The organism is Streptomyces sp. NPDC020780, assembly GCF_044334475.1.
GTDB lineage: Bacteria > Actinomycetota > Actinomycetes > Streptomycetales > Streptomycetaceae > Streptomyces.
On record NZ_JBIRTB010000011.1, the window covers coordinates 150,519 to 177,080 of the forward strand.

27 protein-coding genes and 1 tRNA gene are annotated in these 26,562 nt (G+C 72.6%); 17 read left to right on the top strand and 11 right to left on the bottom strand.

Annotation, left to right across the window (positions count from 1 at the left end):
- Positions 1-56 precede the first annotated feature (56 nt).
- From ACH4VO_RS22460 to ACH4VO_RS22495, 8 genes are all read left to right on the top strand, one after another.
- Positions 57-1,328: a UbiA family prenyltransferase gene (locus ACH4VO_RS22460; protein WP_360992214.1), complete on the top strand. Its 1,272-nt coding sequence runs from the start codon at positions 57-59 to the stop codon at positions 1,326-1,328.
- Entirely contained in the window at positions 1,325-2,188 is an 864-nt protein-coding gene (locus ACH4VO_RS22465) for a sugar phosphate isomerase/epimerase family protein (protein ID WP_360992212.1), read from the top strand. Before ACH4VO_RS22460 ends, ACH4VO_RS22465 begins: the two co-directional genes overlap by 4 nt.
- Positions 2,182-2,805, top strand: a complete 624-nt coding sequence (locus tag ACH4VO_RS22470) for an EboA domain-containing protein (RefSeq protein ID WP_360992209.1) — start codon at positions 2,182-2,184, stop codon at positions 2,803-2,805. The genes ACH4VO_RS22465 and ACH4VO_RS22470 overlap by 7 nt, the downstream gene beginning before the upstream one ends.
- Complete coding sequence (locus tag ACH4VO_RS22475; protein ID WP_360992206.1) at positions 2,805-3,653, top strand: TatD family hydrolase; 849 nt, start codon at positions 2,805-2,807, stop codon at positions 3,651-3,653. The genes ACH4VO_RS22470 and ACH4VO_RS22475 overlap by 1 nt, the downstream gene beginning before the upstream one ends.
- A gap of 3 nt (positions 3,654-3,656) precedes the next feature.
- Positions 3,657-4,832 carry a metabolite traffic protein EboE gene (gene eboE / locus ACH4VO_RS22480; protein WP_360992203.1) on the top strand — a complete coding sequence of 392 codons (1,176 nt, stop codon included), beginning with the start codon at positions 3,657-3,659 and terminating at the stop codon, positions 4,830-4,832.
- Complete coding sequence (locus ACH4VO_RS22485) at positions 4,829-6,217, top strand: nucleotide pyrophosphatase/phosphodiesterase family protein (RefSeq protein ID WP_360992201.1); 1,389 nt, start codon at positions 4,829-4,831, stop codon at positions 6,215-6,217. The genes eboE and ACH4VO_RS22485 overlap by 4 nt, the downstream gene beginning before the upstream one ends.
- Before the next feature lie 41 nt (positions 6,218-6,258).
- The gene (locus ACH4VO_RS22490) at positions 6,259-7,323 is read left to right on the top strand and encodes a sugar phosphate isomerase/epimerase (RefSeq protein ID WP_360992198.1); all 1,065 of its coding nucleotides are present in this window, start codon (positions 6,259-6,261) and stop codon (positions 7,321-7,323) included.
- Between the two features lie 297 nt (positions 7,324-7,620).
- Positions 7,621-7,708, top strand: a tRNA-Leu gene (locus tag ACH4VO_RS22495).
- Positions 7,709-7,938: 230 nt separating this feature from the next.
- Here ACH4VO_RS22495 and ACH4VO_RS22500 read toward each other — a convergent pair.
- The 5 genes from ACH4VO_RS22500 to ACH4VO_RS22520 all read right to left on the bottom strand — a co-directional run bounded on the left by ACH4VO_RS22500 (position 7,939) and on the right by ACH4VO_RS22520 (position 11,283).
- Complete coding sequence (locus tag ACH4VO_RS22500) at positions 7,939-8,163, bottom strand: helix-turn-helix transcriptional regulator (protein WP_360992195.1); 225 nt, start codon at positions 8,161-8,163, stop codon at positions 7,939-7,941.
- A complete protein-coding gene (locus ACH4VO_RS22505; protein ID WP_360992192.1) occupies positions 8,163-8,783 on the bottom strand; it encodes a DUF2975 domain-containing protein in 621 nt (206 codons plus the stop codon). The genes ACH4VO_RS22500 and ACH4VO_RS22505 overlap by 1 nt, the downstream gene beginning before the upstream one ends.
- 194 nt (positions 8,784-8,977) lie before the next feature.
- On the bottom strand, positions 8,978-10,465 hold the full coding sequence (locus ACH4VO_RS22510) for a SulP family inorganic anion transporter (protein ID WP_360992189.1): 1,488 nt from the start codon (positions 10,463-10,465) through the stop codon (positions 8,978-8,980).
- An 8-nt stretch (positions 10,466-10,473) separates the two neighbouring features.
- The gene (locus tag ACH4VO_RS22515) at positions 10,474-10,599 is read right to left on the bottom strand and encodes a hypothetical protein (RefSeq protein WP_360992186.1); all 126 of its coding nucleotides are present in this window, start codon (positions 10,597-10,599) and stop codon (positions 10,474-10,476) included.
- A gap of 240 nt (positions 10,600-10,839) precedes the next feature.
- Complete coding sequence (locus tag ACH4VO_RS22520; RefSeq protein WP_360992183.1) at positions 10,840-11,283, bottom strand: hypothetical protein; 444 nt, start codon at positions 11,281-11,283, stop codon at positions 10,840-10,842.
- 865 nt (positions 11,284-12,148) lie between these two features.
- Between ACH4VO_RS22520 and ACH4VO_RS22525 the strand changes: the two genes are divergently transcribed.
- The 8 genes from ACH4VO_RS22525 to ACH4VO_RS22560 all read left to right on the top strand — a co-directional run bounded on the left by ACH4VO_RS22525 (position 12,149) and on the right by ACH4VO_RS22560 (position 21,091).
- Entirely contained in the window at positions 12,149-13,174 is a 1,026-nt protein-coding gene (locus tag ACH4VO_RS22525) for a LacI family DNA-binding transcriptional regulator (RefSeq protein ID WP_360992180.1), read from the top strand.
- A complete protein-coding gene (locus tag ACH4VO_RS22530) occupies positions 13,171-14,709 on the top strand; it encodes a sugar ABC transporter ATP-binding protein (protein WP_360992178.1) in 1,539 nt (512 codons plus the stop codon). Before ACH4VO_RS22525 ends, ACH4VO_RS22530 begins: the two co-directional genes overlap by 4 nt.
- Positions 14,699-16,660 carry a substrate-binding domain-containing protein gene (locus ACH4VO_RS22535; protein WP_360992175.1) on the top strand — a complete coding sequence of 654 codons (1,962 nt, stop codon included), beginning with the start codon at positions 14,699-14,701 and terminating at the stop codon, positions 16,658-16,660. Before ACH4VO_RS22530 ends, ACH4VO_RS22535 begins: the two co-directional genes overlap by 11 nt.
- A gap of 31 nt (positions 16,661-16,691) precedes the next feature.
- Positions 16,692-17,621 (top strand): ribokinase, encoded by a 930-nt coding sequence (locus tag ACH4VO_RS22540; protein WP_360992172.1) that lies wholly within the window; start codon positions 16,692-16,694, stop codon positions 17,619-17,621.
- Complete coding sequence (gene rbsD / locus ACH4VO_RS22545; protein ID WP_360992170.1) at positions 17,618-18,007, top strand: D-ribose pyranase; 390 nt, start codon at positions 17,618-17,620, stop codon at positions 18,005-18,007. Before ACH4VO_RS22540 ends, rbsD begins: the two co-directional genes overlap by 4 nt.
- Before the next feature lie 124 nt (positions 18,008-18,131).
- Positions 18,132-19,142, top strand: coding sequence for a questin oxidase family protein (locus ACH4VO_RS22550; protein ID WP_360992167.1), 1,011 nt, complete (start codon positions 18,132-18,134; stop codon positions 19,140-19,142).
- A 213-nt stretch (positions 19,143-19,355) separates the two neighbouring features.
- On the top strand, positions 19,356-20,294 hold the full coding sequence (locus ACH4VO_RS22555) for a hypothetical protein (protein ID WP_360992165.1): 939 nt from the start codon (positions 19,356-19,358) through the stop codon (positions 20,292-20,294).
- Positions 20,291-21,091 carry an alpha-L-glutamate ligase gene (locus tag ACH4VO_RS22560; protein ID WP_360992162.1) on the top strand — a complete coding sequence of 267 codons (801 nt, stop codon included), beginning with the start codon at positions 20,291-20,293 and terminating at the stop codon, positions 21,089-21,091. Before ACH4VO_RS22555 ends, ACH4VO_RS22560 begins: the two co-directional genes overlap by 4 nt.
- Here ACH4VO_RS22560 and ACH4VO_RS22565 read toward each other — a convergent pair.
- The 5 genes from ACH4VO_RS22565 to ACH4VO_RS22585 form a co-directional block, all read right to left on the bottom strand.
- On the bottom strand, positions 21,066-21,722 hold the full coding sequence (locus ACH4VO_RS22565; RefSeq protein ID WP_360992160.1) for a class F sortase: 657 nt from the start codon (positions 21,720-21,722) through the stop codon (positions 21,066-21,068). The two genes, ACH4VO_RS22560 and ACH4VO_RS22565, sit on opposite strands and share 26 nt — an antisense overlap.
- Before the next feature lie 79 nt (positions 21,723-21,801).
- A complete protein-coding gene (locus tag ACH4VO_RS22570) occupies positions 21,802-22,167 on the bottom strand; it encodes an LPXTG cell wall anchor domain-containing protein (RefSeq protein WP_360995417.1) in 366 nt (121 codons plus the stop codon).
- Between the two features lie 101 nt (positions 22,168-22,268).
- Positions 22,269-24,314 (bottom strand): HAMP domain-containing sensor histidine kinase, encoded by a 2,046-nt coding sequence (locus ACH4VO_RS22575; RefSeq protein WP_360995415.1) that lies wholly within the window; start codon positions 24,312-24,314, stop codon positions 22,269-22,271.
- Positions 24,298-25,023, bottom strand: a complete 726-nt coding sequence (locus tag ACH4VO_RS22580; protein ID WP_360995412.1) for a response regulator transcription factor — start codon at positions 25,021-25,023, stop codon at positions 24,298-24,300. Before ACH4VO_RS22580 ends, ACH4VO_RS22575 begins: the two co-directional genes overlap by 17 nt.
- Positions 25,008-25,574: a hypothetical protein gene (locus tag ACH4VO_RS22585; protein WP_360995409.1), complete on the bottom strand. Its 567-nt coding sequence runs from the start codon at positions 25,572-25,574 to the stop codon at positions 25,008-25,010. The genes ACH4VO_RS22580 and ACH4VO_RS22585 overlap by 16 nt, the downstream gene beginning before the upstream one ends.
- Positions 25,575-25,745: 171 nt before the next feature.
- On the opposite strand from ACH4VO_RS22585, the gene ACH4VO_RS22590 reads away from it, so the two are divergent.
- The gene (locus tag ACH4VO_RS22590) at positions 25,746-26,255 is read left to right on the top strand and encodes a DinB family protein (RefSeq protein WP_360995406.1); all 510 of its coding nucleotides are present in this window, start codon (positions 25,746-25,748) and stop codon (positions 26,253-26,255) included.
- 39 nt (positions 26,256-26,294) lie between these two features.
- Here ACH4VO_RS22590 and ACH4VO_RS22595 read toward each other — a convergent pair whose 3' ends face one another.
- Positions 26,295-26,498 carry a hypothetical protein gene (locus ACH4VO_RS22595; protein WP_360995404.1) on the bottom strand — a complete coding sequence of 68 codons (204 nt, stop codon included), beginning with the start codon at positions 26,496-26,498 and terminating at the stop codon, positions 26,295-26,297.
- Positions 26,499-26,562: the final 64 nt, after the last annotated feature.

The window sequence follows — 26,562 nt, forward strand, 5'->3', positions numbered from 1 at the left end:
CGCCCTCCGGGCAGACGACACCACTTTCGCAACACGGCCTGACCGCCGCGACCGGGATGCCGGGACTGCTCGGCACCCGCCGCGAGGCGGCCCCGTACAGCCTGTCCGGTACGGGCGGGACTGCGCCCGCACCGGACAGGCCCCGCACCCGCAGGGAGGCGCGCGCCTGGGCGGAACTCCTCAGGGTGTCCGCGCTGTTCACCGTTCCCGGGGACGCCCTGGCCGGGGCCGCCGCCGCCGGCCGGCGGCCCGACCGGGGCACCGCGCTGGCCGTCGGCGCGTCGCTGTGCCTCTACGAGGCGGGGATGGCCCTCAACGACTGGGCGGACCGCGACGAGGACGCCGTCGACCGGCCGCACCGCCCGATCCCCTCCGGCCGCGTCACCCCCGCGGCCGCGCTGACTGCGGCGGGCGTCCTTACCGCGGCCGGCCTGGCCCTGGCCGCCCGCGCGGGCCGGCCCGCCCTGGCGGTGGCATCCGGTTTGGCGGCCACCGTCTGGGCCTACGACCTGCGTCTCAAGCACACTTCCCTGGGCCCGGCCGCGATGGCCACCGCCCGCTCCCTCGACCTGCTGCTCGGTGCGGCCGCGACGGGGCGGTCGAGGACACCGGCCGCAGCGGCTCCGGCCGGGGCGTCGGGCCCGGGCCGGGCAGCCGCGGCGGGGACACCCGGAGCGTCGGCTACGGCTACGACGGCGGCTACCGCAACGAGGGCGGGCAACGCGACCACGGCCGGTACGGCCGGTACGGCCGGGAAGCCGGCTCCCGCGGGCCCGGTGGCCGCCAGGGGCCCGGCCGCGAGGACCCGGCGAACGGTGGGAGTCCCCGCCGCGACCGGAAGGACGGGCCCGGTGAGGATCCCGCGCCGCACCGTCTCCGCGACGGCACGTCCCGTCCGGGCCGCCCTGCTGCTCGGCGCGCACACCTACGCCGTCACCGAGGTCTCCCGCCACGAGGCCCGGGGCGGCTCCACCGCGGCGCCCCTCGCGGCGCTCGCCGCCACCGCCGCCCTCGGCGCCGCCGTCGCCCGCGACCGGCCCGCACCGCCGTCGCCCGGCAGGGGGGAGAGACCCGCGGCCACCGCGCACCGGCTCCTGCGGACCGCCCTCGCCGCCGCCTACCTGCGCACCGCCGCGGCCCCCCTCCTCCACGCCGCCCTCAACCCCTCCCCGCCCCTCACCCAGCGCGCCGTCGGCGGCGGCATCCGCGCCATGATCCCGTTCCAGGCGGCCCTGGCCGTGAAGGCAGGGGCGCCGCTCAGCGGACTCGCGGCCATGGCACTCGTCCCCCTCGCCCGGAAGCTCGCACGGAAGGTGAGCCCCACATGAGCCTCCGCCTCGGCTACGGCACCAACGGCCTGACCGACCTCCGCCTCGACGACGCCCTCGAACTCCTCGCCGGCCTCGGGTACGACGGCGTCGGGCTGACCCTCGACCACATGCATCTGGACCCCCTCGCCCCCGACCTCGCCGCGCGCACCCGCCACGTGGCACGCAGGCTCAGCTCGCTGGGTCTCGGCGTCACCGTCGAGACGGGCGCCCGCTACGTCCTGGACCCCCGGCGCAAGCACGGCCCCTCCCTCCTCGACCCGGATCCCGACGCCCGTGCCGCCCGCACCGCCCTGCTCGTCCGGGCCGTCGACGTGGCCGCCGACCTGGGCGCCCACGCCGTGCACTGCTTCAGCGGCATCACCCCGCCCGACACCACCGAGGACACCGCCTGGCAACGGCTGGCCGAGGCGTTCACCCCCGTACTGGACGCCGCCACCCGCGCCGGCATCCCCCTGGCCGTCGAGCCGGAACCCGGCCACCTGCTCGCCACGCTCGCCGACTTCCACCACCTGCGCATCCTGCTCGGCGACCCGGAACCCCTCGGGCTCACCCTCGACATCGGCCACTGCCAGTGCCTGGAACCCTCCCCGCCCGCCGACTGCGTCAAGGAGGCCGCGCCCTGGCTGCGCCACGTCCAGATCGAGGACATGCGCAGAGGGGTCCACGAACACCTGCCGTTCGGTGACGGCGAGATCGACTTCCCGCCGGTGCTCGAAGCCCTCGACGCCACCGGCTACACCGGACTCACCGTCGTCGAACTGCCCCGCCACTCCCACGCGGGGCCCGAACTCGCCCGGGACTCGATCGGCTTCCTGCGCCGTGCCGCACGGGCGACGGACGGAGCCGCACCGTGCTGAGCGACCGCAAGGAACTCGACGACCGGCTCCGCGGCGCGGCCAGGGCCTGGCTCGACGAAGCACTCGCCGAGGCGGCACACGCCGCCGCGCACCCCGGCGCGGACAGCGGCACCCCGCCCTGGGAGCTGCGGTTCGCCTCGGCGGGACGGCACTGCGGACTCGAACACGCCGACTCCGTACGCGCGCTGCTGCTCGTCGAGGCACGCGCCGGCCTGCCCGCCGTCACCAGGCTCTACGAGCGGGGCACCGCGGCCGAGCGCCGTGCCGTCCTCCTCACCCTGCACCGGCTGGACCTGGGACCCGCCGCGCTTCCCCTCGTCGAGGACGCCCTGCGCACCAACGACACCCGGCTGGTCGCCGCCGCCGTCGGCCCGTACGCCGCCGCCCACCTCGACGCCCACGGCTGGCGGCACGCCGTCCTCAAGTGCCTCTTCACCGAGGTCCCCGTCGAGACCGTCGACCGGCTCGGCGAACGCGCCTGCGGGGACGCAGAACTGGCCCGCATGCTGCGGGACTTCGCCGCCGAGCGCACGGCCGCCGGCCGCACCGTCCCCGACGGCCTGCAGACCGTCCTCGCCCTCACAGACCCGGTCCCCGCCCCCACGGAGGAGTCCTGATGCGCATCTTCGACCCGCACATCCACATGACCTCCCGCACCACGGACGACTACCAGGCCATGTACGACGCCGGGGTCCGCGCCCTCGTCGAACCCTCCTTCTGGCTCGGCCAGCCCCGCACCTCCCCGGCCAGCTTCTTCGACTACTTCGACGCCCTCCTCGGCTGGGAGCCCTTCCGCGCCTCCCAGTACGGCATCGCCCACCACTGCACACTCGCGCTCAACCCCAAGGAGGCGAACGACCCCCGCTGCACCCCCGTTCTGGACGCCCTGCCCCGCTACCTCGTCAAGGACTCCGTCGTCGCCGTCGGGGAGATCGGCTACGACTCCATGACCCCGGCCGAGGACACCGCCCTCGCCACCCAGCTCCAGCTCGCCGCCGACCACGGCCTGCCCGCGCTCGTCCACACCCCGCACCGCGACAAGCTCGCCGGGCTCCGCCGCACCATCGACGTCGTCCGCGAATCGGCCCTCGCCCCGGAGGCCGTCCTGCTCGACCACCTCAACGAGACGACCGTGCGGGACGCCCTCGACAGCGGCTGCTGGGCCGGGTTCTCCATCTACCCCGACACCAAGATGGACGAGGACCGCATGGTGTCGGTCCTGCGCGAGCACGGCACCGACCGGATCCTCGTCAACTCGGCGGCCGACTGGGGCAGGAGCGATCCGCTGAAGACCCGCAAGGTCGCCGACACCATGCTGAAGGCCGGATTCGACGAGGACGACGTCGACAAGGTGCTGTGGCGCAACCCCGTCGCCTTCTACGGGCAGAGCGGCCGGCTCCAGCTCGACATCACCGCCACCGACGCGCTCCACGAGGGCAACTCCATCCTCCGCGGCGGGGAGTGAGCGATGCGCTTCCGCCACCCCGACGGCTCCACCGTCCACCTGGCCTACTGCACCAACGTGCACCCCGCCGAGACCCTGGAAGGCGTCCGGGCCCAGCTGCGCGACCACTGCGAGCCCGTCCGCAGACGGCTCGGCCGCGACCGCCTCGGCATCGGGCTCTGGCTCGCCAAGGACGCCGCCCGCGCCCTGGTCAACGATCCGTCCGCCCTGCGCGCGCTGCGGACCGAACTCGAACACCGCGGCCTCGAAGTGGTCACCCTCAACGGCTTCCCGTACGAGGGGTTCGGAGCCGACGAGGTCAAGTACCGGGTGTACAAGCCGGACTGGACCGACCCCGAGCGGCTCGCCCACACCACCGACCTGGCCCGGCTGCTCGCCACGCTCCTCCCGGACGACGTCACCGAAGGAACCATCTCCACCCTGCCGATCGCCTGGCGCACCCCGTTCGCCACCGACCCGACGGCCGCCGGCACCGCGCGGAAGGCCCTCACCACCCTCGCCCAGCGACTCGACGCGCTCGCCGAACTGACCGGAAAGTCGATCAGGATCGGCCTCGAACCCGAACCGGGCTGCACGGTGGAGACCACCGCCGACGCCATCGGCCCCCTCACCGAGGTCGGCCACGACCGCATCGGCATCTGCGTCGACACCTGCCACCTCGCCACCTCCTTCGAGGACCCCGACACCGCGCTCGACGCTCTGGGGGCGGCCGGCATACCCGTCGCCAAGACCCAGCTCTCCGCGGCACTGCACGCGGAACACCCCCACCTGCCCGAGGTACGCGCCGCCCTGGCCGCCTTCGCCGAGCCCCGCTTCCTGCACCAGACCCGCACCCTCACCGCGGCCGGCCTGCGCGGCACCGACGACCTCGACGAAGCGGTCTCCGGCGGCGCCCTCCCCGACAGCACCCCCTGGCGCTCCCACTTCCACGTCCCCCTGCACGCGCCCCCCGCGCCCCCGCTCACCTCCACGCTCCCCGTACTCCGGTCGGTCCTGACCCGGCTCGTCGGAGGCCCCGCGCCCCTCACCCGGCACCTGGAGGTCGAGACGTACACGTGGCAGGCGCTCCCTGCCGCACTGCGTCCGCGCACCCGCGCCCAGCTCGCCGACGGCATCGCCGCCGAACTCACCCTCGCCCGCGACCTCCTGACCGACCTCGGGCTGAAGGAGCTTCCGTGACCACCACCGCACAGCCCACCCCCCTCCTCGTCCTGGACGTCGTGGGCCTCACTCCCCACCTGCTCGCGCACATGCCGAACCTGCGGGCCATGGCCCGAGCCGGCGCCCAGGCCCCCCTGACGACCGTCCTGCCCGCCGTCACCTGTGCCGCCCAGTCCACCTTCCTCACCGGCACCACCCCCGCCGAGCACGGCATCGTCGCCAACGGCTGGTACTTCCGCGAGCTCGGAGACGTCCTCCTCTGGCGCCAGCACAACGGCCTCGTCGAGGGCGACAAGCTCTGGGACGCCGCACGGCGCGCCCACCCCGGCTACACCGTCGCCAACATCTGCTGGTGGTACGCCATGGGCGCCGACACCGACTGGACCGTCACCCCCCGCCCCGTCTACTACGCCGACGGCCGCAAGGAACCCGACTGCTACACCCGGCCCCCCGCCCTGCACGACGAACTCACCGACAAGCTGGGTACCTTCCCCCTCTTCCACTTCTGGGGTCCCGGCGCCGACCTCGTCTCCTCGCAGTGGATCATCGACGCCACCCGGCACATCCTCGCCACCCGCACCCCCGACCTGGCCCTGTGCTACCTGCCCCACCTCGACTACGACCTGCAGCGCTACGGCCCCGACGACCCCCGCTCCCACCGGGCAGCCACCGCGCTCGACACCGCCGTCGCCCCCCTCCTGGCCGACGCGCGCGCCCAGGGCCGCACCGTCGTCGCGCTCTCCGAGTACGGCATCACCCGCGTGGACCGGCCCGTCGACATCAACCGCGCCCTGCGCCGCGCGGGCCTGCTGGAGGTCCACACGCAGGACGGCATGGAGTACCTCGACCCCATGGCCTCGCGCGCCTTCGCCGTAGCCGACCACCAGCTCGCCCACGTGTACGTACGCCGACCCGAGGACCTCGAAGCGACCCGGACCGCCCTGGCGGACCTGCCCGGCATCGACCAACTCCTGGACGACGCGGGCAAGAAGGCCCACCACCTGGACCACCCCCGCTCCGGCGAGCTCGTCGCCGTCGCGGAGAAGGACGCGTGGTTCACGTACTACTACTGGCTCGACGACGCCCACGCCCCCGACTTCGCCCAGCTCGTCGAGATCCACCGCAAACCCGGCTACGACCCCGTCGAGCTGTTCATGGACCCCCAGGACCCCTACGTCCGGGTCAAGGCCGTCTCGGCGGTCGCCCGCAAGAAACTCGGGATGCGCTACCGCATGGCGGTCGTGCCCCTCGATCCCGCACCGATCCGCGGCAGCCACGGCCGCCTGCCCACGAGCGACGACGAAGGTCCGCTCATCCTCTGCTCCACCCCCCACGCGTTCACCGGCCGAGTCCAGGCCACCGAAGTGAAGTCCCTGCTGCTCCAGCTTGCCGGACTGCACTGACCATCCGTACCGCCCGCACACCGACAGGGAGACACGTGATCATGAGCCGCACCCCGAAGGACCCCGAGCTCGCGCACAGGCTCAGCCGCCGCAACGTGCTGGGTGTCGCCGCCGGTGCCACCGCCGCCACGCTCCTGGGCGGCGCCACCGCGCAGGCCTCGAGCCCGCAGGGCGTCCAGGGCGCTCAGGACGTCCAGGGCCGGGGCAAGGGCCGCCCCGTCCTGCCGCCCGGCCGCCTCGGCATCCAGCTGTACAGCCTCCGTGACAAGGTCTCCACCCTCGGCTTCGCCCCCGTCTTCGCCGAGCTGGAGAAGTACGGCTACGACGAGATCGAGTTCGCCGGATACACCCAGGGCTCCGCGGGCCCCCTCACCCTCGCCCAGCTCAAGCGGCTGGCCAAGGACCACGGGCTCAACCCGATCGGCAGCCACGTCGGCTACTCCGACGACAACAACCCCGGTGCCTACACCTTCGCCCAGAACCTCACCAAGGTCCTCGACGACGCCGAGGCGCTCGGCCTCAAGCACATCGGCACCGCCTCGGGGCCCTTCCGCTACGGCTCCACGGTGGACAGCTGGAAGCGGGCCGCCGAGGACTTCAACACCTACGGCGCCGCCGCCCGCAAGCGCGGCATGAAGTTCTACCAGCACAACCACGCCGAGGAGTTCTCCTTCGCCACCGACAAGCCGAACGTTCGCCTCTACGACGTCCTGCTCGCCGAGACCGACCCCGACCTGGTCTACCTGGAGATGGACATCTACTGGGCGTTCTGCGCCCAGTTCCGCTTCGGCAAGCGGGCGGATGGCACCCCGGCGCCCTTCAACCCCATCGACTACGTACTCAAGCAGCCCGACCGCTACCCCCTCTTCCACGTCAAGGACGGCACCAGGGACGACACCACCCGCGACGGCTACCGCATGACGGACGTCGGGGACGGGGACATCGACTACAAGAACTTCATCGGCCGGGTCACCACCCGCACGCACCGCGGCCGTACCTACCACCACTGGCAGACCGAGCACGACAACCCGGTCGAGTCGCTCGCCTTCGCCCGCAAGTCCAGCGAACACCTGCACGCGCTCCGCGAGGGCCGCTGCGGGGACTGACCCGCCGCGGACGACCGCGCCACAGCGGTACGGGGCCGGCGACGGCCTCCGTACCGCTGGGCGCCGGGCGCAGCCGGCGGCAGGAGTGGTCTCCCCTGCCGGAATGACGGTCGGAGGTGCTCCGCGTACACGACGGGCCACGCACCGTACATACGTCGCCGCGACCGCGTCCCGGTCGGCCACCCGCACCGGAGCGCACCGCACTGACCACGGGAAACGCGGGTGAAAGCGCCCCCGAACCCCTGGTATTGTTTTCTTTGTCGCCGCGGGGAACGCCCCGTGAACGGCAGACACCTTGTCCGGGTGGCGGAATGGCAGACGCGCTAGCTTGAGGTGCTAGTGCCCTTTATCGGGCGTGGGGGTTCAAGTCCCCCCTCGGACACCAGCATCAGCAGAGACCCCACTTCACGTGGGGTTTTTCTGTTTGTCAGGCTGTGGCGTGACCAACCACGTGACCAACCATGTGACCAACAGCCGAGCGAATCTCCAGGTCGGACCAGGGATGACAGGCCGGGTTTCGTGATCCTTCGGCAACGACCCCGTGGTTGCCGTGGTCCGGCCGGCGACGTACGGGACGGATCGAGACCCCCCGCTGTGCAGGTCGTCCGGGGAGGGTCAGTCCTTGCGGACACTGAGCAGATCGCCGGGCTGGCAGTTCAGTTCACGGCAGATCGCGGTGAGGGTGGAGAAGCGGATCGCCTTCGCCCGGTCGTTCTTGAGGATGGAGAGGTTGACCACCGTCACCCCGACCCTGGTCGCCAGTTCGGACAGGGTCATGCCGCGCTCGGCCAGCAGTCGGTCCAGGTGGACCTGGACCCGGTGCTCCTCTTCCGGTGGCATCAGACCAACCCCTCGGAATCGGCGCGCAGCGTCGTCCCGCGCCGGAAGACTTCTCCCAGCGCCAGGACGAGGAAAGCCAGCAGTGCGTACTCCCCGGTGAACGTGACCGAGAACGGGACCTGTTCGGCCATGGGGGTACCGCTCACCAGAATTTCTGTGGTGAGCGCCGTCAAAGCCGGGGCGAGGAGTGCCTGCACGAGCACCGCGAGTCCTATGACGCTCAGGTATCGGGCGTTCACCGGCACGAAGACGTCGCCACCGCGCAGGGTCCGGGCCATCTTGAAAAGGAGGGCCAGGATGAGGAGCAGGAGCAGGCTGCCGACGATCTCCGGCAGGGCGAGCAGCAGGCGCTGACCCACGTCGGGGCCGGCGAGGACGAGATCCGCCCGGTGAGTGCCGGTGAGGGTCATGCCGTACCCCTTCACCGCGTCGGTCACGGTTCCCGGTACCCGGGCCGCCGTCTCGACCCCAACCTCGCGGGTGTCCATCGGATCCGTCAGACCGGCCACCCCGAGGGCCGGAAGCAGGACTCCGAAGACACCGACCAGCAGAACAGTCAGGCCCAGAGCCGCCTCCAGCAACCGGCTGTCGGTCTGGCTCCACCAGGACTTGGCGCCCATGATCTCCCCCTGTCGATCAGCAGCATGCGTATTGTTTATCGATATTATCGAAAAACGATACGTCTGGTCAAGGGGATGTACCTGCACAGCGAGCCTGTCCGCCCTGGCGATCTCAAGGACCCGTGGCGCGAAGCCCGGCAGCCGGCCCGCGCCCGGCCGCGGGCTCGGAGTCCGCGGCCGGGGCGTGGGCGGCATCAGCCGGAAGGGGCCTTCGCCGTCGCCGGTTCGCTCAGGTGCACGGGCTCCGTGCCCGGCGCGCTGTGCCGCGCCGCCCAGTTCTCCAGCGCCACCCGGCAGGCGTGGTCGAGGTGGGTGAGACCGGCCAGATCCAGCTGGACGGGCCGGTCCTGCGGCAGGGCCTCCAGGCTGTCCAGTATCTTCGGCAGCCGCAGGAACGTGGCGTTGCCCGACAGCCGGGCCCGCACGGGCCCCGCTCCCTCGTCGTCGACGTCCAGGCTGATGTGTGACGCGTCCCAGGCCGTCTTGGCCACGGAGAGGGCCAGTCCGATCAGGACACCTTCGAACATGTTCACCGTCACGATCGAGACCGCCGTGACCACGAGCACCAGCACCTCGCCCCGGTGTCCGCGCCACAGGGCCGCGACGGTGCGCAGCGGGATCAGTTTCCAGCCCGCGTGGACGAGGATCCCGGCCAGGGCGGGAAGCGGAATGACGCCGAGGGCCGACGGCAGCAGCGCCGCGAACAGCAGCAGCCATACCCCGTGCAGGACGCGGGAGGCCTTGGTCCGGGCACCCGCCCGGACGTTGGCGGAGCTGCGGACGATGACCGCGGTCAGCGGCAGCGCACCCAGCAGGCCGGAGACGGCGTTGCCGGCGCCCTGAGCCATCAGCTCCTTGTCGTACCGGGTGCGCGGCCCGTCGTGGAGCCGGTCCACGGCGGCGGCGCTGAACAGGCTCTCGGCGGAGGCGATCAGGGTGAAGGCCAGCACGGTCCCGAGCACGCCGATGTCCGCGAGCTGACCGAGAGCCTCGCTTCCGGGCAGCTGGACGGCGCCGAACAGGCCCCGCACCTCGACCGTGGCGACGGGCAGGCTGAAGGCGAGCGAGGCGAGGGTGGCCAGTACGACCGCGGCCAGCGCGCCCGGGACGGCCCTGACCCGAGCGGGCGCCCGCTGCCACAGCACCAGCACCAGCACGGTACCGGCGCCCACCGCGAGCGACGTGAGCGCTTCGGCCCTGACTACGGCCCCGGCCAGGGCCTCCGGGAGGCCCGTCACCTTGTCCAGGCCGGAGGCCGGGGCCTTGATGCCGGCCGCCGCGTAGAGCTGGCCCGCGATGATCACCAGTCCGATCCCGGCGAGCATGCCCTCGACGACGGAGACGGAGATGGCCCGGAACCAGCGCCCCAGTCTCAGGGCGCCCATGACGAGCTGCAGCAGCCCTGAGGCCAGCACGATCACCCCGAGGGTGGCGAGCCCGTAGGCGCGCACCGCCTCGAAGACGAGGACGGTCATACCGGCGGCAGGCCCTGAGACCTGCAGGCTGCTGCCGCGCATGACGCCCGTGACGAGACCGCCCACGATGCCGGTGATCAGGCCCAGTTCGGCGGGAACGCCGGACGCGACGGCGACGCCCACGCACAGCGGCAGGGCGACGAGGAAGACGACGACGGAGGCGGCGAGATCGTGCCGCAGAGGGGACGATGCGAGGCGGTGGTCCATCCCGGCCCTCACCGCGTCCGCACGGTGTCGAAGGGCGTGTCGAAGGGCGTGTCGTGGGCCGGCAGGGGCCGCTGCCCGGGGTGTGCCGCGACCTGTTCGGGCAGCGGCTGGGTGTGTGCGATGGGGGGGTGCATACCAGTGGTTCCTCCTGGCGCGCGGATGGGTGCGCGTCGGCGTGCGTACGGGAACGGAGGCGGAGCAGGCACGTCGGCATGGCCCCACGACGCCGCACGCGAGGGTGCGCGGCGTGTGCGGTCGGGGCTTCGGTCCGGGCGGATCAGGGGTGACAGCGCGGCGAAGGCGAGGCACCCGAATTTGGTGGCCAGGAGCGGTCCGGGCGGGAGGGCCGGGGTCGGTGCGAGCCGCGGATCAGCTCAGCAGCGGAAGACCTGGAGCACGGCGGGGGAGGGGGAGACCGACGGTCCCGGAGCCCCGTACGGTTCGCCGGGGGCGACGAGTGCCGCGGTAACGGACCGGTCGCCGGCGGCGTCTGTGACCAGGGAGCGGGAGAGGTTTTCCGGGGCGGATCCGACGGCCGTGCGGTGGCGGTCCCGCGAGCACAACAGGCCGTGGGAGCCGCCGTCGTCGGCCGGCATGTCGCACGGGACCAGTTCCCGCCCGGTCTCCTGGGCACCCCCGTCCGTGCGGGCGTACGTGTGCGCAGGAGGGACGGGAGGGGACGCGGGGGTGTGGTGGGCGAATGCGGCGGATGCGTCGGATGCGCCGGATTCGGCGCGTGCGGACGGGGCGGGGAATTGCAGGGCGAGCAGGATTGCGGTCAGGAGCGTGAACACGAACCGGGCCGTCGCATCTCGCACCTGCGCCCCCTTCCGGACTCCGCTTCTTTCCCTGGACGCTAACAGGTGGGAAACATCTGGCGGGACAACCTCGTGTGAAGAGTCCGGAATTCGGCGGTGGAATGAGTGAAATCGACTGTGCCGCACGCTCTTTGAGTATGCAGCCTGCAGTCGGCGATGTCCTTCCCGTCTCCGTGGCGTCCGGGCCCCGGGTGGCCGAGCCCTTCTCAACTCCCCTCTGAGCAGCCGCTGTCGCTGTCCCGCCGTGCTCCTCCGCCGTCTCGAGCCGCTTTCTGACCACCTGTCCGATCGGCGCGGCTGTGGTGATTCCGAGGGGGCGTGAACAAGCACTGTGGGGAGCGGGCGGGCTTCTCCGGTAAACCGGCGCACCTCCCTTGTCGCGTACGAGTCCGGGAGTGCCGGGCGGACGGCGTCCGGAGTCGTCCGTCCGCCCGCGCGGATATGCGACGGCCATTCCCTGACGGTCATCGTCCGCCGGTGCTGTTCCCGCAGCTGTTCGTTTCCGCGGGGTTAACGCATTGCGGAGTTCCTGTGACGGCCGCGTCCGTATTCCTTTCCTCGCAGTCGGCTCTCCGTGTGATTCCTCCTGCGGCAGCCTGGGGCCGCGGGGCGGATGGGGCCGCCGTCGGCTGCCGTGCCGCGCGGCGCCCCCTGTGCGGGCGTGCCGTACCGCCTCCCCGCACCACCACCGGCCCCGCCGCCTCCCGGCGGGAGCGTGGAAGCCGCCCATCACGATCCGGTCTCGGACACGGGAGCAGGGGTTGTTTTCAGCCGTGTAATCGTTTCCAATCATCCGTGTAATCGATTCCACGGCTTGATCCGCTGGTTTCGAGGCTCGCGGAAACCACAAGGAGGTGGTCCGGAAATGGCGAGCATCAAGGATGTCGCGGCCCAGGCAGGAGTCTCTGTCGCCACGGTCTCCCGCGTCCTGAACAGTCATCCCTCCGTCAGCCCCGGGGCGCGCAGGCGCGTCCTCGCCGCCGTCGAGGCCCTCGGCTACCGGCCCAACGCCGTCGCCCGCTCGCTGCGCACCGACCAGACCCGCACGCTGGGCCTGGTCATCAGTGACGTACTCAACCCGTACTTCACCGCGCTGGCCCGCTCCGTGGAGGAGGAGGCCCGCGCCCTCGGCTACAGCGTGATCATCGGCAACGCCGACGAGCGGCCCGAGCAGCAGGACCACCACGTCCGCACGCTCCTGGACCGCAGGATCGACGGGCTCCTCGTCTCGCCCGCGGACGGCGACTCCCCGCTGCTCGGGGACGTCGCGCGCACCGGCACACCGATGGTCTTCGTCGACCGCTGGATGCCCGGGGTGGACGTCCCCGTCGTGCGCGCCGACGGCCACCGGGCGATCCAGGACCTGGTCGCCCACCTGTACGCCCTCGGCCACCGCAGGCTCGCCATCATCGCGGGCCCCGCCGCCACCACCACGGGCGACGAGCGTGTCGAGGCCTTCCGCGAGGCGATGCGCACGCACGGCCTCGCGCTGCCCGGCGCCTACATCGGCCAGGGGGACTTCCAGGCGGCCAGCGGCCGGCGCGCGACCGAGCACTTCCTGTCCCTTCCCGAACCGCCCCAGATCGTCTTCGCCGCCGACAACCTGATGGCGCTCGGCGCCCTCGACGCCATCCGGGCACGCGGCCTGCGCGTCCCCGAGGACATCGGGATCGCGGCCTTCGACGACATCCCGTGGTTCCTGCACACCGGCCCGCCGATCACCGCGATCGCCCAGCCGACCGGTGACCTCGGCCGTGCCGCCGTACGCGCCCTCGTCGACATCGTCGAGGGCCGGCCCCCGCAGTCCGTCACCCTGCCCGCCCGTCTCGTCGTACGCAGCTCCTGCGGCGAGCCGGCCCTGCCCGCACCCGACCCGAGGAGCAACGTGTGAGCGAGTCAGTGGAGTTGCTGCGCATCGAAGGCGTACGCAAGACCTTCCCCGGTGTCGTTGCCCTGGACAGCGTCGACTTCGACCTGCGCAGCGGCGAAGTGCACGTCCTGCTCGGGGAGAACGGGGCCGGCAAGAGCACCCTCATCAAGATGCTCTCGGGCGCCTACCGCCCCGACAGCGGCCGGATCTTCGCCCAGGGGCAGGAGGTCCGCATCCACGGCGCCCAGGACGCCGAGAAGCTCGGGATCGCCACGATCTACCAGGAGTTCAACCTGGTGCCCGATCTGACGGTCGCCGAGAACATCTTCCTCGGACGCCAGCCGCGCCGCTACGGCATGATCGACCGGCGGACCATGGAAGCCGACGCCGAGGTGCTGCTGCGCCGGGTCGGACTGCACGTGTCGCCCCGCACCAGGATCCGTGAACTGGGCATCGCCCGGCTGCAGATGGTCGAGATCGCCAAGGCCCTCAGCCTGGACGCCCGCGTGCTGATCATGGACGAGCCCACCGCGGTCCTCACCTCCGAGGAGGTCGACAAGCTGTTCCGCATCGTGCGGCAGCTGCGCGAGGACGGCGTCGGCATCGTCTTCATCACCCACCACCTCGACGAGATCGCCGCCCTCGGCGACCGCGTCACGGTGCTGCGCGACGGCCGGAGCATCGACCAGGTCCCCGCCTCGACCCCCGAGCCGGAGCTCGTCCAGCTGATGGTGGGGCGCAGCATCGACCAGCAGTACCCCCGCGAACGGCCCGAAGCCGGACAGCCGCTGCTCTCCGTGCGCGGGCTCACCCGCGACGGTGTCTTCCACGACATCAGCTTCGACGTGCGGGCCGGCGAGGTCGTCGGCCTCGCCGGACTCGTCGGAGCCGGCCGGACCGAGGTGGCCCGCGCCGTCTTCGGCGCCGACCCGTACGACGCCGGCACCGTCGACGTACGCGGCGAGCGGCTCGGCAAGCACGACGTGACCGCCGCCATGGGCGCCGGGATCGGCCTCGTTCCCGAGGACCGCAAGGGCCAGGGCCTCGTGCTCGACGCCTCCGTACAGGAGAACCTCGGCCTGGTGACCCTGCGCGCGGCGAGCCGCTCCGGCCTCGTCGACCTCAAGGGGCAGCGCACGGCCGCCGCCGGGATCGCCGAGCAGCTCGGCGTACGGATGGCAGGCCTCGGCCAGCACGTCCGTACCCTCTCCGGCGGCAACCAGCAGAAGGTCGTCATCGGCAAGTGGCTGCTCGCGGACACCCGTGTGCTCATCCTCGACGAGCCGACCCGCGGGATCGACGTCGGCGCCAAGGTCGAGATCTACCAGCTCATCAACGAGCTGACGGCCTCCGGCCACGCGGTCCTGATGATCTCCAGCGATCTGCCCGAGGTCCTCGGCATGAGCGACCGGGTCCTCGTCATGGCGCAGGGCCGGATCGCCGGCGAACTGACCGCCCACGAAGCCACCCAGGACGCCGTGATGGCCCTCGCCGTCAGCGCACCGTCCGCCACCGCACCCACCGAGAACGCAGAGGAGAGCCCCCGTGGCCACTGACACGCATCCGAGCAAGGCGGCCGCGGGCGGCGCCGGACACACCCTCCGCCGCCTCCTGCTCGACAACGGCGCCCTCACGGCGCTGGTCGTCCTCCTGGTGGCGATGTCGCTGCTCTCCGGCGACTTCCTCACCACCCAGAACCTGCTGAACGTCGGCGTACAGGCGGCCGTCACCGCCATCCTCGCGTTCGGCGTCACCTTCGTCATCGTCTCCGCGGGCATCGACCTCTCCGTCGGCTCGGTCGCCGCGCTCTCCGCGACCGTCCTCGCCTGGTCGGCGACGTCCGCCGGGGTCCCCGTCTGGCTGGCGGTCATCCTCGCCGTCGCCACCGGCATCGCCTGCGGCTTCGTCAACGGCGCACTCGTCGCGTACGGGAAGCTGCCGTCGTTCATCGCGACCCTGGCCATGCTCTCGGTCGCCCGCGGCCTGTCCCTGGTGATCTCCCAGGGCAGCCCGATCGCCTTCCCCGACTCCGTCTCCGTACTCGGTGACACGCTCGGCGGCTGGCTCCCCGTCCCGGTCCTCGTCATGATCGCGATGGGCCTGATCACGGCGCTCATCCTCGCCCGCACCTACATCGGCCGCTCGATGTACGCCATCGGCGGCAACGAGGAAGCGGCCCGGCTCTCCGGGCTGCGGGTCAAGAAGCAGAAGCTGGCCATCTACGCCCTCTCCGGCCTGTTCGCCGCCGTCGCGGGCATCGTCCTCGCCTCCCGCCTGGTCTCCGCCCAGCCGCAGGCCGCGCAGGGATACGAGCTCGACGCCATCGCCGCGGTCGTCATCGGCGGCGCCAGCCTCGCGGGCGGAGTCGGCAAGGCCTCCGGCACCCTGATCGGCGCCCTGATACTCGCCGTGCTGCGCAACGGCCTCAACCTCCTGTCGGTGTCCGCGTTCTGGCAGCAGGTCGTCATCGGTGTCGTCATCGCCCTCGCGGTGCTGCTGGACACCCTGCGCCGCAAGGCCGGTTCGGGAGCCGCGGCCTCCACCGGCTCCGCCTCACCGGGGGCGCCGGGATCGGGGCGCAAGGGGGCCGCGAAGGCCGGCCTCGCGGTGGTCGTCGTGGCCGCCGTCGTCGCCGCGGTCTCCTTCTTCAACTCCGGTTCCTCCGGTACCACCACCAAGGTGGGCATGTCGCTCTCTACCCTGAACAACCCCTTCTTCGTCCAGATGAAGGCGGGCGCCCAGGCGGAGGCCAAGGCCGCAGGGATCGATCTGACGGTCACCGACTCCCAGAACGACGCGTCGCAGCAGGCCAACCAGTTGCAGAACTTCACGAGTTCCCAGGTGGACTCCATCATCGTCAACCCGGTCGACTCCGACGCCGTGGGGCCTGCCGTGCGCAGCGCCGACAAGGCCGGCATCCCGGTCGTCGCCGCCGACCGCGGCGTCAACAAGGCGGACACGGCCACGCTCGTGGCCTCCGACAACGTGGCGGGCGGCAAGCTCGCCGCGAAGGCGCTCGCCGACAAGCTCGGCGGCAAGGGGGACATCGTCGTCCTCCAGGGCACCGCGGGCACCTCCGCGAGCCGTGAGCGCGGTGCGGGCTTCGCCCAGGGCATCAAGGCGTACCCGGGCATCAGGGTCGTGGCCACCCAGCCTGCCGACTTCGACCGCACCAAGGGCCTGGACGTCATGACCAACCTGCTCCAGGGCCACCCCGGCATCACCGGCGTCTTCGCCGAGAACGACGAGATGGCACTCGGCGCGGTCAAGGCCCTCGGCTCCAAGGCCGGGAAGTCCGTCTCCGTCGTCGGCTTCGACGGCACCCCCGACGGGCTGAAGGCGGTCGCCGTGGGCACGCTCTACGCGTCCGTCGCCCAGCAGCCGAAGGAACTCGGCAGGATCGCCGTGCAGAACGCGGTGCGGGCGGCCGACGGCAAGAAGGTCGACAGCATGGTGAAGGTGCCGGTCAAGGTCGTCACCCGGCAGAACGTCGCCGACTTCTCCTGACCGCACAGGCCCACGGAAGGCAGTAGTACTGATGTACGAGAACGAGGACTCCGCCCTCACCCGGTACGACCTCCTGGTCGTCGGTTCCGCCAACGCCGACCTGGTCGTCGACGTCGACCGCCGCCCCGCGGCGGGGGAGACGGTGCTCGGTTCCGACCTCGTCGTCCACCCGGGCGGCAAGGGCGCCAACCAGGCGGCCGCCGCCGCCCGCCTCGGAGCCCGTACGGCTCTGCTGGCCCGGGTCGGCGACGACGCCCACGGCCGGCTGCTGCTGGAATCGCAGCGGGCGGCGGGCGTCGACACCGGCGGAGTCCTCGTCGGCGGAGCCCCCACCGGGGTCGCCCTGATCACCGTCGACCCCTCGGGGGACAACAGCATCGTCGTCTCCCCGGGGGCCAACGCCCGGCTCACCCCGCACGACATCCGGGCGGCGGGCCCGCTGCTGTCCGCCGCCCGGGTCGTCTCCGTCCAGCTCGAGATCCCGCTGGACACGGTCGCCGAGACGGCACGCACCCTCGCGCCCGGCACCCGTCTCGTCCTCAACCCCTCCCCGCCGGCCCCGCTCCCTTCCGAGGTGCTGGCCGCCTGCGACCCGCTGGTCGTCAACGAGCACGAGGCCCGCTTCATGCTGGGTGAGGGCGCCGGAGCCACCCCCGAGTCCTGGGCACGGGACCTCACCGCGCTCGGCCCGCGCTCGGTGGTGATCACCCTGGGCGCGGGCGGCGCCCTGGTCGCCGACACCCGGGGGGGCGACCCGGTGCGCGTACCGAGCCCCACGGTCGAGGCGGTGGACACGACGGGAGCGGGCGACGCGTTCACGGCCGCCCTGGCCTGGCGGCTCGGCCTGGGGGAGGACCTCCCCGAGGCTGCCGCGTTCGCTGTCCGCGTCGGTGCGGCAGCCGTCACCAGGAAGGGTGCGCAGGCGTCCTTCCCGACCGCGGAGGAGGTCTCCGCACTGTGAAGAAGTCAGGCATCCTCAACCGCCACCTGGCAGGCGCCCTGGCCGCACTGGGCCACGGCGACGGCGTACTGGTCTGCGACGTGGGCATGCCCATCCCCGCCGGCCCCCGCGTCGTCGACCTCGCCTTCCGGGCCGGCGTCCCGTCCTTCGCGGAGGTCCTGGACGGCCTGCTGGACGAACTGGTCGTGGAGGGTGCGATAGCGGCCGACGAGGTACGGGAGGCGAACCCCGGGACGGCCCGCCTCCTGACCGCCCGCCTCCCCGGCCTCACCCACGTCCCCCACGAGACCCTCAAGTCCCTCACCGCCGGGGCCCGCCTGGTGGTGCGCACGGGCGAGGCGAGACCGTACGCGAACGTGCTGCTGCGGTGCGGCGTGTTCTTCTGACGGCCGCACACCGGCGACGTCCGGCCGGCCGACGGGGCCTACGTCGCCGGTGGTACGGGCGGGCACCCGGTCGTACGACCTCTGCCCGTTACGCCGCGGCAGCGGCCCGTCTACCGTCCTGGTCATGGATCGGACAGGAACCCTCGACGAGGCACTTCAGCGACTGCACGCATCGGGACCGGAACGGCTCGGGCGGCTGACCAACCACGCACCGATGGCGGTCGAGTCACTCGCGGCCCGAGGCCAGGCACACGCCGTACACCGGTGGCTGGACCTGTACGCCCCCAGGCTGGAGGAGTTCCCGTCCGGCACCGAGCCCGTCATCGCCGCCGACTGGCGGGCGGCGCTGGGTGATCCGCGCCGGGCCGCCGACTGGATCGGCTTCTTCTCCCGCGAGGTCGCCGAGCAACCCTGGCGCGACGTACTCGCCCGGTGGTGGCCGCGTCTCCTGCCCGGAATCTACGGAGGCTCGGCCCACCCCGTGATCCGGGTCGGCCACGCCGTACGTACCCTGCTGGCCGGCGGGGAGACCGGGCCTCGCCTGGACGAACTCGCCCACGGGCTCGGCTACTGGGCCGCCCGCCACCGGCCCGTGCCCGGCCTCGCCCCGCTGCCCGGCGCCGGCAGTGCCGCCGCCGCGCTGGACGCGGTGACGCCCCTCACCGACCGGACCGGCGGTTTCCCCGACCGGCTCGGACGGGTTTCGGGCCTGCCGGTGTGGGCGGCCGACGTCACGGACCCCGACGTGGCCCGGCTCCGCCTCACCGAACTGGTACGGGCGGCCACCCACCGGTATGCCACCCACGGCCACGGCGAACCCACGATGCTCGTCCACGCGGCGACCGCCCCCAACGCCGTGCTGCGCACCCTGCCCGCACTGCCGCGCGCCCTGTGGGTGCCGAGCCTGCGAGTGGCCTGGACAGCCTCCGCCGCGGTCACCGCGATGTATGCGCCGGATGTGCCGGTGCCCGTCACGCCGCCCGGCACCCTCACCGCCGAAGAGGTCGTCGAACGCGCCCTGGCGCATGGGGACGAGCACGTCATCAAGCTGACGGACACCGCCCTGGACACCGGCGACGGACAGGCCCTCGCGGCGGCCCTGCGCGCGATCGAGCTGAGCGAACCGCTGCGGTAGCCGGCTGCCGGTCACACCGTGCCCCGGTCCGGTCCTCCGGGTGCGCGCGTGGGGCAGGCCCGGCGGGACTCCCGCAGGAAGGTGGGCCACCCGCTCAAGCCGGGGGGTGGATGTGACGTAGCGTATCCATCTTGGGGGGCGTTCGCAGGTGGGCGCCGCATGGATCGTTGCGCGCCGACACCGAAATGCGGTGGGGCGCCGAGGAGTTCCTGGATGAAGCTCTGCTTCCTCGTCGAAGAGCTGTACCGGCATGACGGCATGCCACGTGATGTGGTCCGAAGGCTCAAGGCCCTGGGGCACGAGGTGGACGTCGTCCGGCCGGGCGATTCGCTGACGCGCGTCTCCGAGGACATCCAGGCCGGCACGCACGACGCCTGGGTCCTGAAGACCGTGTCCGGAGGTCCGGGGCTCACCCTGCTCGAAGCGGCCGCCGCCGTCGGCCTCACCACGGTGAACGACGCACGGTCCATCCGTTCCGTACGCGACAAGGCCCTCACCTCCGTCATCGCACGGCGGCACGGACTGCCGGTCCCGGTGACGTACACCGCGCCGAGAGCCACTCTCTTCGCCGGCGTCCCGCAGGAGCTCTTCCCACTGGTCGTCAAGCCCGCCGAGGGCAGCGCGGGCCGGGGGGTACGCCTGGTCGCGGACCCGGCCCGGCTGGCGCACGACGGCGAGGACGCGGGAGTAGGAGCGGACGGCCGGGACAGGGGCGTACGGCTCATCGCGCAGCCCTACGTCCCGAACTCGGGCGCCGACCTGAAGGTGTACTGCCTCGCGGGCGAACTCCACGCGACCCGGCGCCGGTCACCGCTGCACCCGCACCGCGAGGTCGAGGAGCGGGCCGTCCCGCTCCAGGCGGAAGTGGCCTCGGTGGTGACGCGGGTCGGTGAGGTCTTCGGGCTCGACCTGTACGGCGTCGACATCGTCCTCGGCCCCGACGGCCCCGTGATCGTGGACATCAACGACTTCCCCAGCTTCCGGCGGGTTCCCGACTCCGTGGCCAGGGTCGCCGACGCCGTCCTCGCTCTGGCCCGCAGCGGCCGGAGCGCCTGGGCGGGACCCGTCCGCCCGGAACCGCTCGTCCCCGCCCAGGCGCTTCCGCCGGATCCGGCGGGACTGACGCACGTACCGGGCGAGACGCTCCGGTGAAGGTCTGCCTGCTGACCGACAAGCCGGACCACCCGACGCTCGCCGCCGCGACCTCCCTCCTTGCCGGGAGAGGGCACGAGGTGGTGTGGCTGGACCCGGACGCCCCCGCGGCGGCTCCGGCCGGCGGGGACCTCGCGGACGTCTACCTCCTCAAGGCGCACACCCCCGCCGCGCTGGCCCTGGCCCGGTGCCTGGAGGCGAGGGGCGCCCGGGTGGTCAACTCCGCCTCGGCGACCGCGCTCTGCCAGGACCGGGGCCGGATCGCCGAGGTGGCCGAGCGCGCGGGCGTTCCGATGCCCGCCACCCGCACCCTGCGCTCGCTGTCCCTGCTCCGGCCGGGCGACGCACCGGCGCGGACCGCGTACCCGTTCATGGTCAAGAGCCGCCACAGCAGGCGGGGAGACCTCGTCGCCCGGGTGGACGGCCCCGACCGTCTGCGCGCACTCATCGGGACGTGGCCGGACGAACCCGTCGTCGTGCAGGAGTTCGTGGACAACAGCGGCTGGGACCACAAGGTGTGGGTGGTCGACGGACGCCTGTTCACACAGCTGCGGCCGTCGCCCGGTACGCCCCGGCCACCGGCCGGCCCCGTGGTCACCGACCTGCCCCCGGCCTGGGCCGAACTCGCCCTGCGCGCGGGGGAGGTCTTCGGCCTGGAGGTCTACGGCATCGACCTTCCGGACCGCGTGGGCGCGCCCGTCGTGGTGGACGTCAACGCCTTCCCGGGCATCCGGGGTCCCGAGGGGGCGCCCCGGGCACTGGCCGGCCTGGTCAGCGGACCGACGCGTACACGATGAGATTGTCGACGGGGTGCCCGGCCGCGTCGAAACCGCCGTCGCACGTGACGAGCCGGAGCACGGGCTCGCGGGTGGCCCCGTAGACCTTCTCGGTGGGGAAGGCGTTCTTCCTCACGGTCTCGGTCCCGGTGACCGTGAAGCGGGTCCGCCCGCCGTTCCCGTCGCGGACGACGATGTCCGCGCCCCGGGTGATCTTCTTCAGGTCGTGGAAGACGGCCTTGCCGAACCGGGTGTCGTTGTGGCCGATGATGACGGCGGCCCCGGGCTCACCGGGGACGGCTCCGCCCGTGTACCAGCCGGCCGTCATGCCCTTCTCGGCTGGCGGTACCTCCACCGTCCCGTCCTGGTTCAGGCCGAGCCGCATCAGCGGAGCGGTCACCGAGAGGGAAGGGACGGACACCTCGACCGGGGTCGCCGTCTTCGTGTCTTTCGCCGGGGCGCCGGCTTGCGCCGGCCCGTCGCTCTTGCCGGTGCCGTCCGTTCCGGCGGTCCGACCGGTGGAGGCGGACGGCGAAGCGGCGGCCGGCCGTGCCGCGTCGGGTGACGAGCAGCCGGCGACCGGGGCGAGCATCACCAGGGCGGTCAGCGTGGGCAGGACGGCCGTGCTCAGGACGTGCGTGGTACGGGACATGAGGGCTCCGTGCGTCGGGCAGGCGGGGGAACGGCAGGTGGCGCCGCCCCACGCGTGGGGCGGCGCCACCCGTGGCGGATCAGCCGTTGTGGTGCGTGGCGGAACGGCGGCGCAGCACGATCGTGCCCGCGCCGGCGAGCAGGACGGCGCCGGCGGCCGAGCCGTAGAGCGCGGTGGCGGAGCCGGTGTCCGCGACCGGACGCTCACCGGCGGCGACACCGCCGCGCGGCATCGGGCGCGTGGTGTCCGTGTCGGTCGCGGCCTGTGAGGGAACCGCCGTCGGCGCGGACGTCCTGGGCGCGGGCGAGGAAGTGGCCTGACGGTCGGCGGCCGGGGCGGCCGGCTTGGGCGCGTCGTCGGCGACCGCCGCGGCGGCGGGAGCGAGGACCGCGCCCGTGGCGACGAGGCCGAGCAGTGCGGTGCGCAGGAAGGAACGGGACGACATGGATACTCCGATTCCGGCCCGGCGTCGATGGTGCCCGCCACGCCGATGCGCGGCGGGCGCCGGGCACGCCGACAGCCTGGACCGGAGTTATGAGGAAACTGTCAGAGCGCTGTGTCCGTCGCATCAGGGCCGGAGGCCGGCAGCCGCAGGGTGAACACCGACCCCTCGCCCACCGTGCTGACCACGCCGGCGGTCCCGCCGTGTGCCTCGGTGAGCTTGCGGACGATCGAAAGGCCCAGACCGCTTCCGCCGGTGCGGCGGCTGCGGGACTTCTCGGCCCGCCAGAACCGGTCGAAGACGTACGGCAGGTTCTCGGGCGGGATTCCGGAGCCGGTGTCGGCGACCTCCACCGCCACCCCGCCGTCCTCGTCGGCGTACGCGCGCAACGTGACGCGACCGCCCGCCGGGGTGTGGCGCACGGCGTTGGAGACCAGGTTGCCCACGGCCTGCCGCAGCCGCACGGGATCGGCGGTGAGCGTGAGCGCCGGCGTGTCGGCGGCGACCGTCAAGGTCTTCTCCGCCGCCTCCGCCTGTGCCTGGTGGGCCGCCGCGACATGGGCGAGCAGGCCCAGGATCCGTACCGGTTCCGGATGCAGGCGCAGTACGCCGGCGTCCGCCGCCGACAGGTCCTGGAGGTCGTCGATGATGTGCTGGAGCTGGACGGCCTCCTCCAGCAGCGAGGAGACGAACGCCGCGTCGGGGGCGGCGACTCCGTCCTGCGCCCCTTCGAGCCAGCCCCGGATGTTGCTCAACGGCGTCCGCAGCTCGTGGGCGACGTCACTGACCATCACCTTGCGCTGTTCCTCCAGCCGCGCGCGGTGCGCGGACATGTCGTTGAAGGCGGTGGCGAGCCGCCCGATCTCGTTGTCCGAGGTGACGACGACCGGTTCGGGTGCGGCGGCCACGCCGTCCCGCATGCGCTGGGCGGCGCCCGTCAGCGCCCGCAGCGGCCGTACGAGCCGGATCCCGGCGAAGAACGAGGCGCCGACGGTCAGGGCCAGGACGAGCGCGGCGACACCGGCGATCCTGGCCGTGTTCGCCGGGGAGAGGTCCAGGCCGGGGACCGACGTCCCGCCCGGGTCGCTGACGAACAGCAGGGCGGGCGCGGCGACGTAGGAGCCGAGCTGTTCGCGCCGTGCCGTACCGACGCACGAGTCGACGGCCCGCTCGTCGGCACTGTCGCGGACCGTGGGCGCCGTGGGGACCGTCGTGGGCGCGGGCGCGGGCACGGGAGTCGGCCGGAGCAGGGAGCCCCGGGTGGCCGCCTCCCGGGGCGCCTGGACCGGCTGGTCCGCCTCGTCCCTGGCGACCGGTTCCGCGGTGGCCGATCCGTGGTCCGTGCCCCACGCCAGGTCCAGGCCGAGCCGCACGGGTTCGCGGCCCTGGCGGTCCAGGCAGGCGTCGACGAGGGCGTTGAGAGCGGTGAGCGCCCTCTCCTCCGTGCCGGTCGGACTGTCCAGCGCCTCGGTCGCACACCGGGTGCCCTCCAGCCGCCCGGGGTCGTTCCCCACGAGCTGGATGCGGGGGCGCCCGCTCGTGGTCTCGACGACGTCCGAGGCGATCCCGTTGCCGTTGAGGCACCGCACGGTCTCCTCGGCGGTGCGGCGCAGCGACGTCCTCTCCGCCCGGGGAAGGCGGAAAGGGCCGACAGCCCGGGGGTCGACACGGTCGTTCCTCGAAGTGAACGCCCCGCCGGGGCCGGACAGTGAGACGGCCACCGGTGTACCGGCCGTCGGGGCCGTGTCCACCGAGAGGGGGTCCACCACCGCCGACGCCTGCGGTGGCAGGTCCGGCGGGGAAGGGGAGGGGGCGGCGGAATCGGCGAGGATCTCCCGCCTCTGCGTGGTCAGCGTGATCCGGCGGTCCGAGGCGTCGGCCAGCGCGCGCACCGTCGCCCCGACGCCGTCCCAGGTCGGGTGCTGCGCCGCGTAACCGAGCAGGGTGTCGTGGATCCGGGCCCCCGCGGTGAGGTTCTCGCCCTGCTCCTGTTCGATCGCCCCGGACGTCGTCTGCACGGCCAGCCAGGCGGTCGCGGCGACCGAGCAGGAGGCCACCAGCGCCGAGACGGCCAGCATCCGGCCCAGCAGGCTCTTGCGCAGCGGCAGTCGGCGGCCGTCCGCCCCGCCGCCCTCAGCGCGCCGACGCACGGGAATGCCCCTTCCCGGGGTCCGTCAGCTTGTATCCGACGCCGAAGACGGTCAGCAGCCGTACCGGCCGCCGGGGCGCGGGTTCTATCTTCTTGCGCAGGTTCATGATGTGCACGTCGACGGTACGGCTGCTGATGTATCGGCCGAAGCCGTGCAGTTCCGCGAGAAGTTGCTCACGGGTGAAGACCCGGTCGGGTTCGGCGGCCAGTGCGGCGAGGAGCCTGAACTCCCCCGGTGTGCAGTCGACATGGACGCCGTCGACGGACACCTCGTGACGTACGGGATCGACGGCCAGCGCCCCCACCCGCAGCGTCCCGTCCTCCCGCACCGGGTCCTGCCCCCGGCGGCTGCGCCGCAACAGGGTGCGCACGCGGGCCATCAATTCGCGTGGACTGTACGGCTTCGTCATGTAGTCGTCGGCGCCCAGGTCCAGCCCTAGCAGCAGATCGTCCTCCGTGGACCGGGCGGTCAGCATCAGGACCGCCAGCTCCCGCTCCTCGGACCGCAGGACACGCACCACGTCCAGCCCGTCGGCCCGCGGCATCATCACGTCGAGGATGAGCAGGTCGGGCGCCTCCTGCCGGACCTGCTCCAGCGCGGTGAGGCCGTCACCGACCACGGTCACCGCATGCCCCTCGCGTTCGAGGTAACGGCGTACGAGCTCGGCTTGTTTCACGTCGTCTTCCGCGACCATCACATGTGCGCACACGCCGCGATCGTAGAGGAGTCCGGCCGGCGGCCCGCTTCCCCGTGCGCGCGAGCGGTCATCGCCGGCGTGTCCGCCGCCCGCTCCGTCCACGTCCCCGCGGTGGGCGCCGCCCGCGCCACGGGCCGGGCGAAGACCACGAGCCGGAGCAGCGCGAACCGCCCGACTCCGGCGAGCGCCGAGGCCGACAGGTAGACGCCCTGCTGGACGAGAGCCGAGGAGGCGGGCCGTAGGGTGAGCAGGGTGAGGAGAGCACCCGTCGTGAAGGCGTAGCTCAAGGCCACGGTCAGCCCGGACTGCAGGTGCACGCCCCAGCCCCCGCGCCCGCTCCGGAACGAGATCCGGCTGTGCAACTCGGTCGCCACGACCGTGGACACCACCGTGACGAGGGCGTTGGCGACCACCATCGGTACGGGACCACTGAGCAGCACGAGTATCCCGCTCGCGGCCAGACCCACTCCGCCGCCGCAGACGGCGAAGCGCGTGAAGGCCGCGACGAGCGAGTGGGCCGTGGGTGGGGGCCGGTCGTGGGGTCGCTGTGCAGGGGCGGTCACGGAAGAGCCTCCGGGGATCTGGAACGATGCCTTGATTCCACCGCACAGCCCACCACCGCACATCATCCGCACGACCCGGCCCGTCCCCGACTTCCCTGAGGGGCATCACCCAAGGGGCGAGGGGAGCGGATCCCGGCCCGCGATCCAGACACCGACGAGGGAGCACGACGAGTGACCGGCGACAACCGCACCGGACCGCCCAGTTTCGGCAGCGAACGCGAGACGCTGCGCGCGTTCCTCGACTACCACCGCGCGACCCTCGCCATGAAGTGTGAGGGGCTGACCGACGGCGAACTGCGACAGCAGTCGATGCCACCGTCCTCGTTGTCGCTGCTCGGGCTCGTACGGCACATGGCGGAGGTGGAGCGTGCGTGGTTCCGTCGAGTGTTCGAGGACAACGACGCGCCCATGGTCTGGTCCGACGAGGTCGACTTCCAGGCGGCTTACGACGCGAGCGCGTCGACCAGGGCCGAGGCCTTCACCGCGTGGGAGGCCGAGGTGGACCGTTCGCGCCGCATCGAGCGGGAGTCCGAGTCCCTGGACAGGGCCGGACACCAGCCGAGGTGGGGCCAGGAGGTGTCCCTGCGGATGGTGATGGTGCACGTGCTCCTCGAGTACGGCCGTCACAACGGACACGCCGACCTTCTGCGCGAGGGCGTCGACGGCGTCGTGGGAGCCTGAGCCCTTGGTGTGCCGTGTGCCGTGTGCGGTCGTCGGCCGTCACGGCAGCAAGGGGCGCCCCTCCCGTGCCGCCGCGAAGTGCTCGGGTCCGAGCGCGTCCTCGCCGTACTTCTCGGTGAACGCGCGGACCCTGCCCAGAGGGGAAGCCGGGTCCGGAGCGTCCTCGCTCACCGTGACACCGAGAACGATCTCGGCGAACGCGATACCTACCTGCTGCGGGTCGTCCCCGTCCTTCATGTCCATACGGGAACTGTAGGACGGGGGTCTGACATTGATACGCGTAGCGGGTTCCGGTGGTCGTGGCTCA

What these genes read in the sequence shown, in the direction of transcription:
- ACH4VO_RS22525 (WP_360992180.1), top strand. Translation starts at nt 12,149, where the DNA reads ATGGCGAGCATCAAGGATGTCGCGGCCCAGGCAGGAGTCTCTGTCGCC.
- ACH4VO_RS22540 (WP_360992172.1), top strand. Translation starts at nt 16,692, where the DNA reads ATGTACGAGAACGAGGACTCCGCCCTCACCCGGTACGACCTCCTGGTC.
- ACH4VO_RS22510 (WP_360992189.1), bottom strand. Translation starts at nt 10,465, where the DNA reads ATGGACCACCGCCTCGCATCGTCCCCTCTGCGGCACGATCTCGCCGCC.
- ACH4VO_RS22595 (WP_360995404.1), bottom strand. Translation starts at nt 26,498, where the DNA reads ATGGACATGAAGGACGGGGACGACCCGCAGCAGGTAGGTATCGCGTTC.
- ACH4VO_RS22550 (WP_360992167.1), top strand. Translation starts at nt 18,132, where the DNA reads ATGGATCGGACAGGAACCCTCGACGAGGCACTTCAGCGACTGCACGCA.
- ACH4VO_RS22460 (WP_360992214.1), top strand. Translation starts at nt 57, where the DNA reads ATGCCGGGACTGCTCGGCACCCGCCGCGAGGCGGCCCCGTACAGCCTG.
- ACH4VO_RS22500 (WP_360992195.1), bottom strand. Translation starts at nt 8,163, where the DNA reads ATGCCACCGGAAGAGGAGCACCGGGTCCAGGTCCACCTGGACCGACTG.
- ACH4VO_RS22570 (WP_360995417.1), bottom strand. Translation starts at nt 22,167, where the DNA reads ATGTCGTCCCGTTCCTTCCTGCGCACCGCACTGCTCGGCCTCGTCGCC.
- eboE (WP_360992203.1), top strand. Translation starts at nt 3,657, where the DNA reads ATGCGCTTCCGCCACCCCGACGGCTCCACCGTCCACCTGGCCTACTGC.
- ACH4VO_RS22565 (WP_360992160.1), bottom strand. Translation starts at nt 21,722, where the DNA reads ATGTCCCGTACCACGCACGTCCTGAGCACGGCCGTCCTGCCCACGCTG.
- ACH4VO_RS22555 (WP_360992165.1), top strand. Translation starts at nt 19,356, where the DNA reads ATGAAGCTCTGCTTCCTCGTCGAAGAGCTGTACCGGCATGACGGCATG.
- ACH4VO_RS22515 (WP_360992186.1), bottom strand. Translation starts at nt 10,599, where the DNA reads ATGCACCCCCCCATCGCACACACCCAGCCGCTGCCCGAACAGGTCGCG.
- ACH4VO_RS22465 (WP_360992212.1), top strand. Translation starts at nt 1,325, where the DNA reads ATGAGCCTCCGCCTCGGCTACGGCACCAACGGCCTGACCGACCTCCGC.
- ACH4VO_RS22475 (WP_360992206.1), top strand. Translation starts at nt 2,805, where the DNA reads ATGCGCATCTTCGACCCGCACATCCACATGACCTCCCGCACCACGGAC.
- ACH4VO_RS22490 (WP_360992198.1), top strand. Translation starts at nt 6,259, where the DNA reads ATGAGCCGCACCCCGAAGGACCCCGAGCTCGCGCACAGGCTCAGCCGC.
- ACH4VO_RS22505 (WP_360992192.1), bottom strand. Translation starts at nt 8,783, where the DNA reads ATGGGCGCCAAGTCCTGGTGGAGCCAGACCGACAGCCGGTTGCTGGAG.